General features: G+C 56.9%; 17 protein-coding genes. 10 read left to right on the forward strand and 7 right to left on the reverse strand.

Annotated elements, in window-relative coordinates:
• Nucleotides 1–109: 109 nt before the first annotated feature.
• Both rsmI and WC370_08655 read right to left on the reverse strand, forming a co-directional pair.
• Nucleotides 110–946, reverse strand: a complete 837-nt coding sequence (rsmI, locus tag WC370_08650) for a 16S rRNA (cytidine(1402)-2'-O)-methyltransferase (GenBank protein MFA5309533.1) — start codon at nucleotides 944–946, stop codon at nucleotides 110–112.
• 197 nt (nucleotides 947–1,143) lie between these two features.
• Nucleotides 1,144–1,341, reverse strand: coding sequence for a hypothetical protein (locus WC370_08655; protein ID MFA5309534.1), 198 nt, complete (start codon nucleotides 1,339–1,341; stop codon nucleotides 1,144–1,146).
• A gap of 213 nt (nucleotides 1,342–1,554) precedes the next feature.
• Here WC370_08655 and WC370_08660 point away from each other — a divergent pair, with 213 nt between their 5' ends.
• Nucleotides 1,555–2,709 (forward strand): GuaB3 family IMP dehydrogenase-related protein, encoded by a 1,155-nt coding sequence (locus WC370_08660; GenBank protein MFA5309535.1) that lies wholly within the window; start codon nucleotides 1,555–1,557, stop codon nucleotides 2,707–2,709.
• Between the two features lie 68 nt (nucleotides 2,710–2,777).
• On the opposite strand, the gene WC370_08665 is transcribed toward WC370_08660, so the two are convergent.
• Genes WC370_08665 through WC370_08675 form a run of 3 tightly spaced genes read right to left on the reverse strand, consistent with a single transcriptional unit; the run spans nucleotide 2,778 to nucleotide 5,510 of the window.
• Nucleotides 2,778–3,953, reverse strand: a complete 1,176-nt coding sequence (locus tag WC370_08665) for a hypothetical protein (GenBank protein ID MFA5309536.1) — start codon at nucleotides 3,951–3,953, stop codon at nucleotides 2,778–2,780.
• Between the two features lie 19 nt (nucleotides 3,954–3,972).
• Complete coding sequence (locus WC370_08670; protein ID MFA5309537.1) at nucleotides 3,973–4,788, reverse strand: aminoglycoside 6-adenylyltransferase; 816 nt, start codon at nucleotides 4,786–4,788, stop codon at nucleotides 3,973–3,975.
• A gap of 2 nt (nucleotides 4,789–4,790) precedes the next feature.
• The gene (locus tag WC370_08675; protein ID MFA5309538.1) at nucleotides 4,791–5,510 is read right to left on the reverse strand and encodes a class I SAM-dependent methyltransferase; all 720 of its coding nucleotides are present in this window, start codon (nucleotides 5,508–5,510) and stop codon (nucleotides 4,791–4,793) included.
• 130 nt (nucleotides 5,511–5,640) lie between these two features.
• Between WC370_08675 and WC370_08680 the strand changes: the two genes are divergently transcribed.
• Nucleotides 5,641–6,567 (forward strand): hypothetical protein, encoded by a 927-nt coding sequence (locus WC370_08680; protein ID MFA5309539.1) that lies wholly within the window; start codon nucleotides 5,641–5,643, stop codon nucleotides 6,565–6,567.
• On the opposite strand, the gene WC370_08685 is transcribed toward WC370_08680, so the two are convergent.
• Nucleotides 6,568–7,005 (reverse strand): NUDIX domain-containing protein, encoded by a 438-nt coding sequence (locus WC370_08685; protein MFA5309540.1) that lies wholly within the window; start codon nucleotides 7,003–7,005, stop codon nucleotides 6,568–6,570.
• A gap of 24 nt (nucleotides 7,006–7,029) precedes the next feature.
• Complete coding sequence (locus WC370_08690; protein ID MFA5309541.1) at nucleotides 7,030–7,797, reverse strand: hypothetical protein; 768 nt, start codon at nucleotides 7,795–7,797, stop codon at nucleotides 7,030–7,032.
• A 164-nt stretch (nucleotides 7,798–7,961) separates the two neighbouring features.
• Here WC370_08690 and WC370_08695 point away from each other — a divergent pair, with 164 nt between their 5' ends.
• From WC370_08695 to WC370_08730, 8 genes are all read left to right on the forward strand, one after another.
• Nucleotides 7,962–8,159, forward strand: a complete 198-nt coding sequence (locus WC370_08695) for a hypothetical protein (GenBank protein ID MFA5309542.1) — start codon at nucleotides 7,962–7,964, stop codon at nucleotides 8,157–8,159.
• A 37-nt stretch (nucleotides 8,160–8,196) separates the two neighbouring features.
• Nucleotides 8,197–8,388, forward strand: coding sequence for a helix-turn-helix domain-containing protein (locus tag WC370_08700; protein MFA5309543.1), 192 nt, complete (start codon nucleotides 8,197–8,199; stop codon nucleotides 8,386–8,388).
• A 116-nt stretch (nucleotides 8,389–8,504) separates the two neighbouring features.
• Nucleotides 8,505–8,846, forward strand: a complete 342-nt coding sequence (locus WC370_08705; protein MFA5309544.1) for a histidine kinase dimerization/phospho-acceptor domain-containing protein — start codon at nucleotides 8,505–8,507, stop codon at nucleotides 8,844–8,846.
• 41 nt (nucleotides 8,847–8,887) lie between these two features.
• On the forward strand, nucleotides 8,888–9,589 hold the full coding sequence (locus WC370_08710; protein MFA5309545.1) for a response regulator transcription factor: 702 nt from the start codon (nucleotides 8,888–8,890) through the stop codon (nucleotides 9,587–9,589).
• Nucleotides 9,590–10,302: 713 nt separating this feature from the next.
• Complete coding sequence (locus WC370_08715) at nucleotides 10,303–10,971, forward strand: Crp/Fnr family transcriptional regulator (protein ID MFA5309546.1); 669 nt, start codon at nucleotides 10,303–10,305, stop codon at nucleotides 10,969–10,971.
• 67 nt (nucleotides 10,972–11,038) lie between these two features.
• Nucleotides 11,039–11,251: a 4Fe-4S binding protein gene (locus WC370_08720; GenBank protein ID MFA5309547.1), complete on the forward strand. Its 213-nt coding sequence runs from the start codon at nucleotides 11,039–11,041 to the stop codon at nucleotides 11,249–11,251.
• A gap of 189 nt (nucleotides 11,252–11,440) precedes the next feature.
• The gene (locus tag WC370_08725) at nucleotides 11,441–11,677 is read left to right on the forward strand and encodes a hypothetical protein (GenBank protein ID MFA5309548.1); all 237 of its coding nucleotides are present in this window, start codon (nucleotides 11,441–11,443) and stop codon (nucleotides 11,675–11,677) included.
• 18 nt (nucleotides 11,678–11,695) lie between these two features.
• Nucleotides 11,696–12,205, forward strand: a complete 510-nt coding sequence (locus WC370_08730; protein ID MFA5309549.1) for a Uxx-star family glutaredoxin-like (seleno)protein — start codon at nucleotides 11,696–11,698, stop codon at nucleotides 12,203–12,205.
• The last annotated feature ends 78 nt before the right edge of the window (nucleotides 12,206–12,283 follow it).

The raw sequence follows: 12,283 nt of genomic DNA on the forward strand, positions 1-12,283 counted from the left end.
GCTTAATACGAATCAGATTTGAATTTTCATCTGTATTTTTAATTTTTGTGCCGATTCCTTACCTCATGCGGCATCCCGATGAACGAAGTGAATCGGGAAGATTTGATATTTAATTTTTAAGTTCTCCCTTCTCCCCCATCTTAAGCCACGTCTGGTAAAGCTCTTTGCGTTTCAGTCCCGTATCGCCGGCCACGGCGGCCACGGCTTCTTTAGCGGAGGCGCCGCCGCGGTACAAATCACGCAGCTGCTGCTCCACGGCGCCGGTCAAAACAGGCTTTTCCCTCTCCCCCCGCCCCTCTATCACCAGTGTGAACTCCCCCCTCGGCGCGGTGAAATGCTTGATGGCTTCCGCCACCGTCCCCCTGAAGACCTCCTCGTGCAGCTTGGTCAGTTCCCGCCCCACGGCCATGCGCCGGTTGCCTAATACGCTGAGGATGTCCTCCAGCGCGGCGGCCAGCCGGTGCGGCGCTTCCAGTGCGATGATGCTGCCCGTATCGTCAGCGACCTCTTCCAGGGCGCGGCGGCGGGCGGCGGCGCGGTTGGGCAGGAAGCCGATAAAGCTGAACCTGTCCGTGGGCAGGCCGGATACCGCCAGCGCCGTGATAATGGCGGAAGCCCCCGGCACCGGCACCACCGGTATGTTCCGTCCGGCGGCGGCGGCGATAAGCTCGTAGCCGGGGTCGGAAATGCCCGGCATCCCCGCCTCGGAGACCAGCGCCACATCGTTTTCTTTCAGCTGCCCCAGAATATAGTCGAGTTTGGACATCTTGTTATGCTCGTAGTAGCTGGTCAGCGGCGTTTTAATGTCATAGGTGGTCAGCAGCCGCCGCGTTTTGCGGGTGTCTTCGGCGGCAATCAGTTTCACCTCTTTGAGGATGCGGATGGCCCGCAGGGAAATATCCTCTAGGTTGCCGATAGGGGTGGCCACAACGTAAAGAGCCGGCATAAATAAAAGTCCTTAACTCCATTATTATAAGAGAAACGACTGTGCGTGTCTAGGTTTGAAGCTGGAGGGAGTAGAGATTAGAGAGTAGAGATTAGAGATTAGGGGAAAGGGGAGATACTCCTCGCTTTGTATTAAGTGTCACGCTGAGTGCGCGTAGCCACCGTGAGAGTCCGGCCGGTAGGGCTAACGGGAAATAGCTAGTCGAACTCCGCGTTGAAAAAAGCCAGGAAAATCAGAATCGCCGCCCCGAACACCAGGAATGTCCCGAAGGCGAGATTGCCGATTACCCACATGGAGCTCCAGACGGCCGTGTGCTCGCCGACGTTGACATAAAATAACCCGACGCCGCCGGAGCAGAGGAATATCAGTCCCAGTATCAGGAAAAAGAACAGCATGTTTTTTACCTCTCGGTTGCCCTTGGCGAACGCATTATATTACCACCCCGCCCCGTTGTCAACTAAAAAAATTTTTCGCGCTGGCCGCGGCTGCGGGCGGCAATTATCAAGGCGCTATTGAGCGTAAAACAGGCGTGGGCGGGACTGATGAACCCATAGAAAACATTGGCTTGCAAAAAGTTTTTTCTTTTTGCTATAATTAAGAGCACATATATGTGCAGCACAAAAGCGACCCCCAAATTCAAACAGCTCAAACAGTCCTACGGTTTTGACGAAGTTGCCATCGTGCCCGGGGACGTCACCCTCAATCCTGACCAGACCACTACGGATTTTCAAATCGGCGATTTCAAGTTCTCCATTCCCTTTTTAACCTCCGCCATGGACTCCGTGGTGGACGTTAAACTGGCTATCCAGATTAACAAGCTGGGCGGGCTGGGCGTCCTTAACCTCGACGGTATCCAGGCACGCTACGCCGACCCCGATGAAGTGCTGGAAAAAATCGCCAAGGCTAATGACGCGGAAGTCACCGAGCTTCTCCAGCAGGTCTACAAAGAGCCGATTAAGGATAACCTGGTCGGCGATAGGGTCCAGGCCGTCAAGAAAGCCGGCGCGGTCTGCGCCATCTCCCTGATACCCGCCAATACCAAGCGGCTGACGCCCATCGTGGAAGAGGCCGGCGCGGATATCCTGGTGGTGCAGTCCACCGTTACCAGCGCCCGCCATATTTCCAAGAGCTACCGCGGCCTGATATTCTCGGAAATGGTGAACCAGACCAGGATGCCCATCGTGGTGGGCAACTGCGTCAGCTATAACGCCTGCCTTGATTTGATGCGCACCGGTATCGCCGGCGTGCTGGTCGGCGTTGGCCCCGGCGCCGCCTGTACCTCCCGCGAGGTGCTCGGCATCGGCGTGCCGCAGATTACGGCTACCATCGACTGCGCGGCGGCCAGAGACGAATACTACCGCGAGTCCGGTAAATATATCCCCATCATTACCGATGGCGGCCTGCGCAAGGGCGGCGATATCTGTAAGTCTTTTGCCGCCGGCACGGACGCGGTGATGATCGGCTCGCCCTTCGCCCAGACCAAGGAAGCGCCCGGGCGCGGCTATCACTGGGGTATGTCCCACCCGCATCCCGCCCTCCCCCGGGGGACGCGCATCAAGGTGGGGACGAACACCACCCTGGAAAAGCTGCTCTTCGGCCCCACTTCCGTCGTGCACGGCACGGAAAACTTCGTGGGCGCTTTACGCACGGCTATGGGCTTCTGCGGCGCCGCCAATATCCGGGAAATGCATGACGCCCAGATGGTCATCGCCCCCGCCCTCGCCACCGAGGGCAAGTATTACCAGATGATGCAGCGGGTCTAGATAAATAGAGAATTAACAGCGTAGGGGCGGGTTGCCAACCCGCCCTTTATTTTTATATTGCGGTGGGACTAATCCGTTTCGTATTCTTCCGGATTCACCGCCAGGAAAATCAGGTCCCGCATCGTGAAGCCGTTGCCGCCCAGTTGCAGCATGATTCCGGTCTGCTGCTCCGTGTTTATCTCGCAGGAAATCTTCAGTACCGCGCCGCCCGTAATGGTCTGCACCACCGGCTCACCGGGCTGGAAAACGTCACTGAAGGGAACGTTATCGCCTGATAGAGCAAGACTCGAGGAATAGTTCCCCATCCGCTTGATTATTTCCTGTCCGTCGGCTTCGGCGGCGGCTTTGTCCGTATAATAGAGAGCGATATCGAAGTAACGCGTCTCCCCGTCGGCGCGGTAGCCCAGGGCGGCCGTCCCGTAGCCGTGGAGCTGCCCCCAGCCGTCCGGCATGGTGAATTTCATAGCGCTGCTGTTCTCCTGTATTTCTTCCGTGGTGATAATCCTCTCCGGCGCGGTCAGCGCCGCCGCCAGCGGGTTGCCCAGGCTTTCCGCCAGCGCCTTGTACTCCGCGTTGCCCATGACGGAGGGGCTCTTGCCGTCTATCGTGTCCAGTATTGCCGTGACGTCCTCGGTGGTCGGGGATAAAATGAGGATGCCGTCCAGCACCGCCACCCGGTTCATGCCGGCCTTTACAATCCTGCCCAACGGGTTAATGATATCTATCTGGAAATCATCGCCTTTGGCGTAGTACGTGTGTTCGCCGTAGGTCATCTCGGTATATCCCTGTTCCGCCAGCTTGCCCGCTATCAGCCCTTCATTGAAATTGCCGAAGGCGATATAGGTGAGGTGGGGCGGCGCGCTGTCAATCAGCACCACCCGGTCGAAGGCGAAGGTGCTGAATCCCGCCAGCGTTTCTATCTGGTCCGCTTTATTATGCCAGGACGGGAACACGGAAGACGTTTCCCGCCACCCCTCATCGAATTGTGCGCGTTTCTCCGCTGTCAACTGATAGTAGTCTTCCAGGCTGTTTACGCCGGTGATGCCGTTCAGCTCTTTGACCAGTCCCGGGTTGGCGTAATAGACGTCGTATTTTTCAAATAATGAGAAAGGTACCATTGTCAGCGTCCCGGTGAACTCGGAGCTGGCGGTCACTTCCTTGGTATCTCCGCCGTCTTTGGCACAGCCGGGCAGCGCCGCCGCCATCAGGGCGGCGAGTACGCATGTTATCTTGAGCTTTAACATGTTTCCTCCTCTTTGTTTATTAAGGAATCCTTTCATTCCTCACATCATCAAGGTATTTTACCACATTATTGTCAAGCTCTTGCGGATAGGCAAAGCCCATTTTGGTGCCCACTTCCTTGGCTGTTTTACGGAAGAGCGCAATGGTCCTGAACAGCGCCTCCCAGTTTTCCTCTTTACCGGCGCCGGTGTAGGTGCTTTCCAGCTCTGCCCAGAGCTCCGGGCGGGTCAGCTTTTTCAGCCCCTTGCCGTAAGCCCCGGTCTTGAGCTTCCAGCCGTTCTCGATTTCCATCAGCCATTCCAGCATCAGACGCAGGTACTTGAATTTCATTATCTGGTCTAAACAGTGCTTGGCCAGGAACAGGTCATCCCGCCGCAGGGCTTTGGCCACGTAAGTGGCATCCGAGAAAAAAGTCTCGATAGCCCGCCGGTACTCCTGTTCGGAGGGGGGTGAAGGGATATAGGCGGTGCAGGTGGGGGGCTTCATGCCTCTGGTGAGGTTATCTTTATCCAGCAGCCCCACCGGCCAGATGGTATAGTCGATTCTGGAATAGTCCCGATAATACGTTACCCTGATAAAGCGTTCAAAGCCATATTCAACTTGAACCGGGTCGCGGTAGACCACCATTACCTTGCCGTAAGCCTCCAGCCAGCTTTCATCGTCCAGGTATGGCCGGATGTCTTTGGCTACCAGGATGACATCGTAATCGGAAAATCCGTCCAGTTCCGCGCCGGGCCGGGCGCGGGAGCTGGTTAAAAGCACCGCCCGGATGTCGCTTTTCCCCTCCGCCCAGCCCAGCAGTCTGGGGATTACGCCGCGTTCGTCCGGTATGCTCATTATCACTTCTCCAGCACGATAAACAGGAACGATGGCCTTTCCGTCAGCCGCCGGTAAACCCGCTCGTCTTTTTTCCGGCATTCCTCCGTCGGCAGCGGCTCGTCGATGCTGATGATTTTGAATCTGGACTGGATGATGGGGCGCAGCAACTCGTTCAGTGGCCGCATGTAGTAGCGCACTCTGAACGGCCGCGGCCCCCCGGAGCCCCAGGTGTCCTCCACCAGCTTGAAATCGTAGTAGCTCTCCGGCTTCAGATACAGGTACATGTCGAAGGGGTGGTGGGTGGAAATGACCAGCCGCCCGCCCTTTTTCATCACCCGGTAAAGCTCCGCCAGCGGCGGCGTCCAGTCTTTGATATAGTGCATCACCAGGGAAGCGATGACGCAGTCGTACGCATCGCCCGCCAGGAACGGCATCGGCTGGGCGATATCGGCGCGGTGCACGGTCAGCTTTTCGGACTTTACTTTCGCCTTTAGTTTACCCAGCATTTTCTGGCTGATATCCACGGCGGTGACGGCGGCGCCGTTTCGCAGCGCATATTCGGTGAAAAAGCCGGAAGCGCAGCCCAGGTCCAGCACGTTTTTCCCTTCCAGGGCGGGCAGCCGCTCTATCAGGGCCGGTCTTTCATAGATGTTGTTCCAGGAAAGCGGCCGCTCTACATGCGTCAGGTAGTCCTCGGTGGCGATATTGTCATAGCTGGTTATTTCGGCGTCGGTGGGCATGGCTTCTCCTTTTCAAAAGATAGCGGTTTCAGCATTATAGCCCTTCAAAGCTGCTGTGTAAAGACTTTTTTTGACACCCGCCCCCGCTCCCGCTATGATTAGCACAAATACATCAGCGGGAGAAAGTGCCATGCCAGAGACCGACTATGAAAAATACCTGGTGAGAAAACCCCTTTATGAAGCCTTCGGCGGGACGAAAAACCGCCAGAGCCCCACCATGACCATGATGAGCAACCGGCAGGTGCCCGGCGCTAACTACTACATGGAGCCCGGCTGGATATACGGTATCCCGGAGCCCAACCCCTCCCTCCACGAGCACGCCCATGACTACGATGAGATTGTCCTGCACATCGGCGGGAACTATAAAACGCCGCAGGTGCTCGGCGGGGAAGTGGAGTTTTACGTGGGCGGCCAGCCCATTACCTTTAACACCACCACCGCCCTCTATATCCCCAAAGGCACCATGCACGGCCCGGTGACCTGGAAGAAGTTCGATTTCCCCCACCTCCAGATGGCGATTATGTGCGGCACCGGCAGCGCCGCCGAGGCCTGGGGTGAAAGCGGCATCCACGAAACCAAGGACAAACTGCCGGTGAAAAAGAAGGACTTCGACTACGAGCAGTACGCCGTGCGCAGTCCCATGCGGGAGGCGGGCGCGGAGTTCGTTAAGGGCCGCACCAGCCCCACCCTGACCTACATGAGCGGCGTCCAGGTGCCCGGCGTCAGGTATTACATCGAGCTGGGCTGGACGTTTGCTATGCCCCTCTCCAAAGTGGCCGGGCCCGGTATGCCGGAGATGGCGCACGCCAACTATGATGAGATTGTGTTGCACCTCGGCGGCGATTCCGCTAACCCGGAAGATTTGGGCGGGGAGGTGGAGTTTTACGTGGGCGGGCAGCCGCTGACTTTTGACACCACCAGCGCCCTGTTCATTCCGCGGGGACTCAAGCACGGGCCGCTCAAGCTCAAGGAGTACCGCCGTCCCCATCTCGTCATGGCCATGATGTGCGGGGCGGGAACGCTTAAAGAGGCCTGGGGGGACGGCTTTAACAAGTAGCTAGCCGGGTTTCTTTAACAGGGGCAGCAGGCCGTTTGGCACCAGCCGGTGATAATCGTTAAAGAAGTCCAGTTCGTGCCAGCGGGCTGTCATTACCAGTATATCGTCTTCGTTGACGGTGATGGCCGCCTGCTGATAAACGGACGGGTCGGTGAACTTGCCGTCATAGACGTAGACTATTTCATGCCCGTGGTCGTCCTCGTGGGAAAAAATGTTCTCCAGGACGGTCAGCAGCTTGAGGTCCGTCACTTCCTGCCCTATCTCTTCCCTGATTTCCCGCCTGACGGTGTCTATCGTCTTCTCCCCGAACTCCACCTTGCCGCCCAGCGGGCGGTAAAAGGGCCCCATCTCCGGCTCGTCGAGATAATCGCAGGTGAGTATGCGGTTGCCGTGCCGGAAAACACAGATGGCTATGACCCGTACACTTTTACGGTTCATGGTGCTGTTATTACGGAAGATTGCCTACTCGTCTTCCTCTTCCTCATCGGGGGAAGCCGCTATAGGGGTACTGGCCCGGGGCAGTATCACGTCCACCTTGCCCCGCTTGGGCGCGGCCCGCGGCGGCAGCTTGGCGGCCATGTCCCGCAGCTCTTTGAGGTCGCCGCCGGCGGCCTCCGCCACTATCCCGTCTATGCCAGCGTCCCGCAGGGCTTTAAGGTCGGCTTCGCTGATGGCGGCGGGCACCGGCACCAGCAGCGGCTTGGCAATAAAAGATTTTAGATGACGGAATATCATCAGCTGGTGCCATACCAGCCCGCCGCCCTCGTCGAAAGTATCGGTGAGCAGCAGGGCGTCCGCCGGCAGGTCGTTGACCGCCCGCAGCAGCCCGTCATCCATGGCGGACTCCACCTGCAATATTTTACCTGTTTTCTCGTCCTGGGGCGTGGCGGCCACGCTGCTGGCCGGGGTAAATACCAGGAAATCGCACCCCGCCCCGGTCAGGGCGGCGGCATTATCGGCGCTCTCCTCCCCCAATACCCCCCACGGCGTTTCTTTCAGCGGCTTGACCATCTTTTGCAAAGCTGAAGCGGTCAGCCCGCCGGTTTTGGCGCGCAGCAGCACGGCGTCAGCCCCGGCCACGCTTTTTACCGCGGCCCCGGTCCCGCTTACCTGTACCACGGCGATAATCAGTATGGAAGGCGGCGTTTCCGCCTTGCGTGAGGTGTGGAACCCCATCGGCGGGGGCGCCGTCTGTGTTGATTTCTTTAAGGCGTCTATTAATCGGCTCATATGCTCCTTTACTTCCCTGCAAGAACATTATAGGCAAAAAAATCAGCATAACACAAACCCGTCACAAAAAGGGTTTTTAATGCGTTTTTTATGGCTTTTTAACGGCCGTTTTACCCCCCGTGGTCTATGATGAGTACATGGGAATTACTTCCGGGAGGCCGCACATGATTAAGACCGTTATCAGGATTAAGAATGATATGGTGATGGTTTTCGATGAAAACGGCCGGGAAATGCCTGGTTACCAGGGCTATTATAACGACGTTAAGGACAGGATTATGGCGGACGCCAGGGCGGACGCCGTCTTCAATCACTGGTTCGGGCATGCTTTGAAGCCGGATGTAAGGGCTTTGGAGACCTGGTAAAGCCTCCCCATCCCCCCGTAAAGTTGAGTTACCGGCTATGCTGTCTTTAAATGATGTCGCTGCAATCTTTGAGGTACACCCCTCCACCGTCCGGCGCTGGTGCCGGGAGGGGAAAATAAAGACCTGCCGCAACGGCCGGCGCGGCCCCGCCTTCAAACACGAGGACGTGGCCATCGCCTATATGACCAGGTCAATCCGCAAGTGCCTGGGCCGCCGCGTTTCCGGCTAGTCCCGCCCGGCGCTTTGGGGCGGGTAGCACAGGACTTTTGTAGCGGTACTTATTAGCTACGTAATTAGTGCCATTATTATTGCCTGATGACCGCAAACAATGCTACAATGATACGTATGGCATATAAGAATAGCGCCAGATTAGAGCTTGAGACCACGGCCGGCAAACGCCTTCGGACCGCGCCGCCCGCTGTTACCCCGCCCGCGTCCGTCCCGCCCGTCCGCCCGGAAAAGCCGGCGGAAATCCCCGTTGACGTGGCAAAGACCGTTCATGACCTGCGGGCGTCGCTTAACATCGTCATCGGGTTTACCGAGCTTATCCTGGATGAAACGATGGGCAAAATCAACCCGGAGCAGCGCCGCAGCCTGAACGATGTTTTAAGTAACGGCCAACGCCTGCTCGGCCTTTCCGACCAGATTATCAAGCGACTGGGAAATTTGCCGGAAAACAGGAAGTAGTCCGGAAATCCTCTTACAACACGGTTATTGCAGTATCCCCCATGACTAAAAAAGTACTCGTCGTCGATGATGAACCCGCCCAGACTCGACTGGCTACCCAGCTGCTGGTTTCCCACGGCTATAGCGTTTTGACCGCCGCCAGCGGGCCGGAGGCCGTGCGCCTGGTTTATGAAGACAAGCCGGACCTCGTCCTGCTGGACGTTATGATGCCGGAAATCGACGGCTGGCAGACCTGCCGCCTCATCCGGGAAGCCAGTGAAATCCCCATCATCATGCTGACCGGCAAGCGCAACGCCGAGGATGACATCGTGCGCGGGCTGGAATGCGGCGCCGATGAATACCTCGCCAAGCCGGTGGGCAACCGCGAGCTGATGGCCCGCGTGAAAGCCTCCCTGCGCCGCGCCGAGAAGCCGTCGTCCCGGAAAGAAAAGCCCAACGCTGTTTTCTCCGATGCCTACCTCGCCATTGACATAACGGAGCGGAAAGTGGTGGTCGGCGGTACCAGGATAAAGCTCACGCCGCGGGAGTTCCGCCTGCTGGCGCTGCTCCTGGAAAACGCCGGGCGTGTCATGACCCACCACCAGGTGCTGGAACACGTCTGGGGCTGGGAGTATATCGACGATGTGGATTATGTGCGCATCTACATTTCCCACCTGCGCCAGAAAATAGAGCCGGAGCCCTCCGCCCCGCGCTACATCCTCACCGAGCCGGGCGTGGGCTACTACTTCCGCAGCCTGGCCTAGCCGGGCGCTTTAACCTACCGCCTTCCCCCCCCCCCCCCGTCATCCCGTACTTGATACGGGATCCAGGTATTTGGCCTTGTTTAAATTATCGGTTTTAATGGAATAATCCCATGACATATCACTGCATAAGTATTATTTGGCATAATTAACTCCCTGACGCAAACATACAAAGGGTAAAAATAAGTCGCTTGCCATCCTGCAAATTTATCGTCCCTCTCCCTGCCAGCGGGGAGGCTTGTCCGCCGGAGCTTTAGCGCAGGTGAGGATAAGAGGCAAAGGGGTAGGTACAATACATCGTCCTCCTTTCGCAAAGGAGGAGCAGAGGCGGATTCAGTATCTCCGCCACCGTTTCCTCACCCTCTCCAAACAGTTGATTTTGGCATTCAAGTATGACCCGTTTGGAAAGGGGGCAGTAGTGTTGAGGCAGTAGTGTTGAGGCAGTAGTGTTGAGGCAGTAGTGTTGAGGCAGTAGTGTTGAGGCAGTAGTGTTGAGGCAGTAGTGTTGAGGCAGTAGTGTTGAGGCAATAGTGTTGAGGCAGTAGTGTTGGGGCAGTAGTGTTGGGGCAGTAGTGTTGGGGCAGTAGTGTTGGGGCAGTAGTGTTGGGGCAGTCGCACCGCCACAGGACAACGGATTCCTTTGCAGTACGGGTTGTAAGCTGGTATAATCCCACTGACTGATTTATTTAAAGGATACCGGCTTAAAACACGGCTTTATGACGATACATCCTGACCTGCTCAAGTCCATCCCTTATTTCCACGGCCTGAACGACTCCGTTCTGGCGTTAGTCGGCCAACACGTCTTTGAAAAAAAAGCGGAGCGGGGGGAAATCCTGTCTTTCGAGGGCGCGCCCTCGGATACCCTCTATTTCGTCGTCTCCGGCGTGGTCAAGGAGTTCAAGATTTCCGCGGACGGCAAGGAGCAGATATTTCGCATCATCCGCCCCGGCGATTCTTTCAACGAGGTGCCGGTCCTGAGCGGTGGGGTGAACCTGGCCAGCGCCGCGGCCATGAGCGCCGTCGTCCTCAGCGGCATTAAAAAGAAAGACCTGGAAAATTTCATCCGGGAGCAGCCGCAGGTGGCCTTGAACCTGGTCAAGGTGCTTTCCCGCCGCGTGGAGGAGCTGATATCGCTGGTGGAGGACTTTTCCTTCCGGCACGTCAGCGGGCGCGTCGCCAAGATTTTGCTGGAATACACCGGCGGCGCCAGCGGCGAAAACCCGCGGCTGACCCAGCAGGAGATAGCCGCCGTCATCGGCACCGCCCGGGAAATGGTAGGGCGGTCCTTAAAGAACCTGGAAATGGAAGGCGCCATCAAAATGGAGCGTAACCGCATCGTCATAACCAGCAAGGAATCCCTGAAAAAGATCGCCGGTTTGGGTTAATGAGAGAAATGTCGCATACAGGCGTGGGATTTAAGCACAAAATAATACTGCACGTGGAGAAATTGTCATGAGTGACATGCCGATAATAGATAAGGAAAAATGCCAGGTATGCGGTCTGTGCGTCAGCGTTTGCGCCTGCGGCGCGCTGAAGGTGGAAAACAACGCCATCACGGCGGTGAAAACTGACGAGTGCCGCTGGTGCACGCTTTGTGAGCTGGTTTGTCCCTACGGGGCCATTTCCTGCCCCTTTGAAATAGTCGTTGACGCCGAACAGGAATAATCGCTTTCCCCATATCCCCGGCCGCCGCCGGCGGGACACGTCTTTTTTAGCCGTTCTTCAGCTTTGCTTTTTCCTTGTGTTCATAATATTTTCATAATTTTTGGCTATTATTTAGTTGGGATAAAAGTCGCATACTTTTTTTACCCGCGCGGCTAGAATTGAGTATAGATGGTAAACAGGGGGTCTGCCATGAAACAGAAAGTTAAGGAATGGATTCAGGAGAAACCGGAAAAAGCTTCTTGCCACCATTTCTGGGACATCGAGGTTGCCAACGGCCCTTCCAGTATTGGTACCTGCCGGTATTGCGGCGAGAAAAAGGAGTTCTTTAACGCATTTCCCACCATCAATCCGTTAAAGAAGAGCGGTAATCCGCTCAGCCTGCCCCGGATGCCGGATGTGGCAATCAACAGGGATAATAACTCTTAAGGCACAGGGAGTGAGCTTATGGACGTAAAGATATATACTACACCCACCTGCGGCTACTGCCAGCAGGCCAAGATTTTCCTCAAGCAGATGGGCGTTGCCTATAAGGAGGTTGATGTCTCCGTTGACCGCGCTGCGGCGCAGGAGATGGTCGACCTCACCGGGCAGATGGGCGTGCCGGTAATCGTGGTGGACGGAGAGGCGATAATCGGCTTCGACCGCGCCAGGTTGCAGGAGCTGCTTTCTTCGGGCGCGACTGCCCCCAAGGGTCAGGTGCATCTTGGCCTTAAAATCGCCGACGCCGCCAAGTCCGGCCTCCAGCCGGGCGCTCTGGTGGGCAAGGTGTCTCCCGGCCTGCTGGGGGAAAAGGCGGGGGTTAAAGAGGGGGATATCATCACCGGCATCGCCGGCACGCGCGTTCAGGGCGCGGCGGACGTGGAAAAGGTAGTGGCGGCGCTCCGGCCCGGCAACATCGTGGCTATTCTCTTCTGGCGCGGCAACGAACAGCGCAAATCGGAAATCGTCGTCTAAATCCTGGATTAAATTAAGCAAAAACCTTGGGGGGCTGCGGCCCCCCGTTCTTTTTTATACGGTAAATCTCTCTCTCTT

The sequence above is a fragment of the Dehalococcoidales bacterium genome (genome assembly GCA_041652735.1).
GTDB lineage: Bacteria > Chloroflexota > Dehalococcoidia > Dehalococcoidales > RBG-16-60-22 > RBG-13-51-18.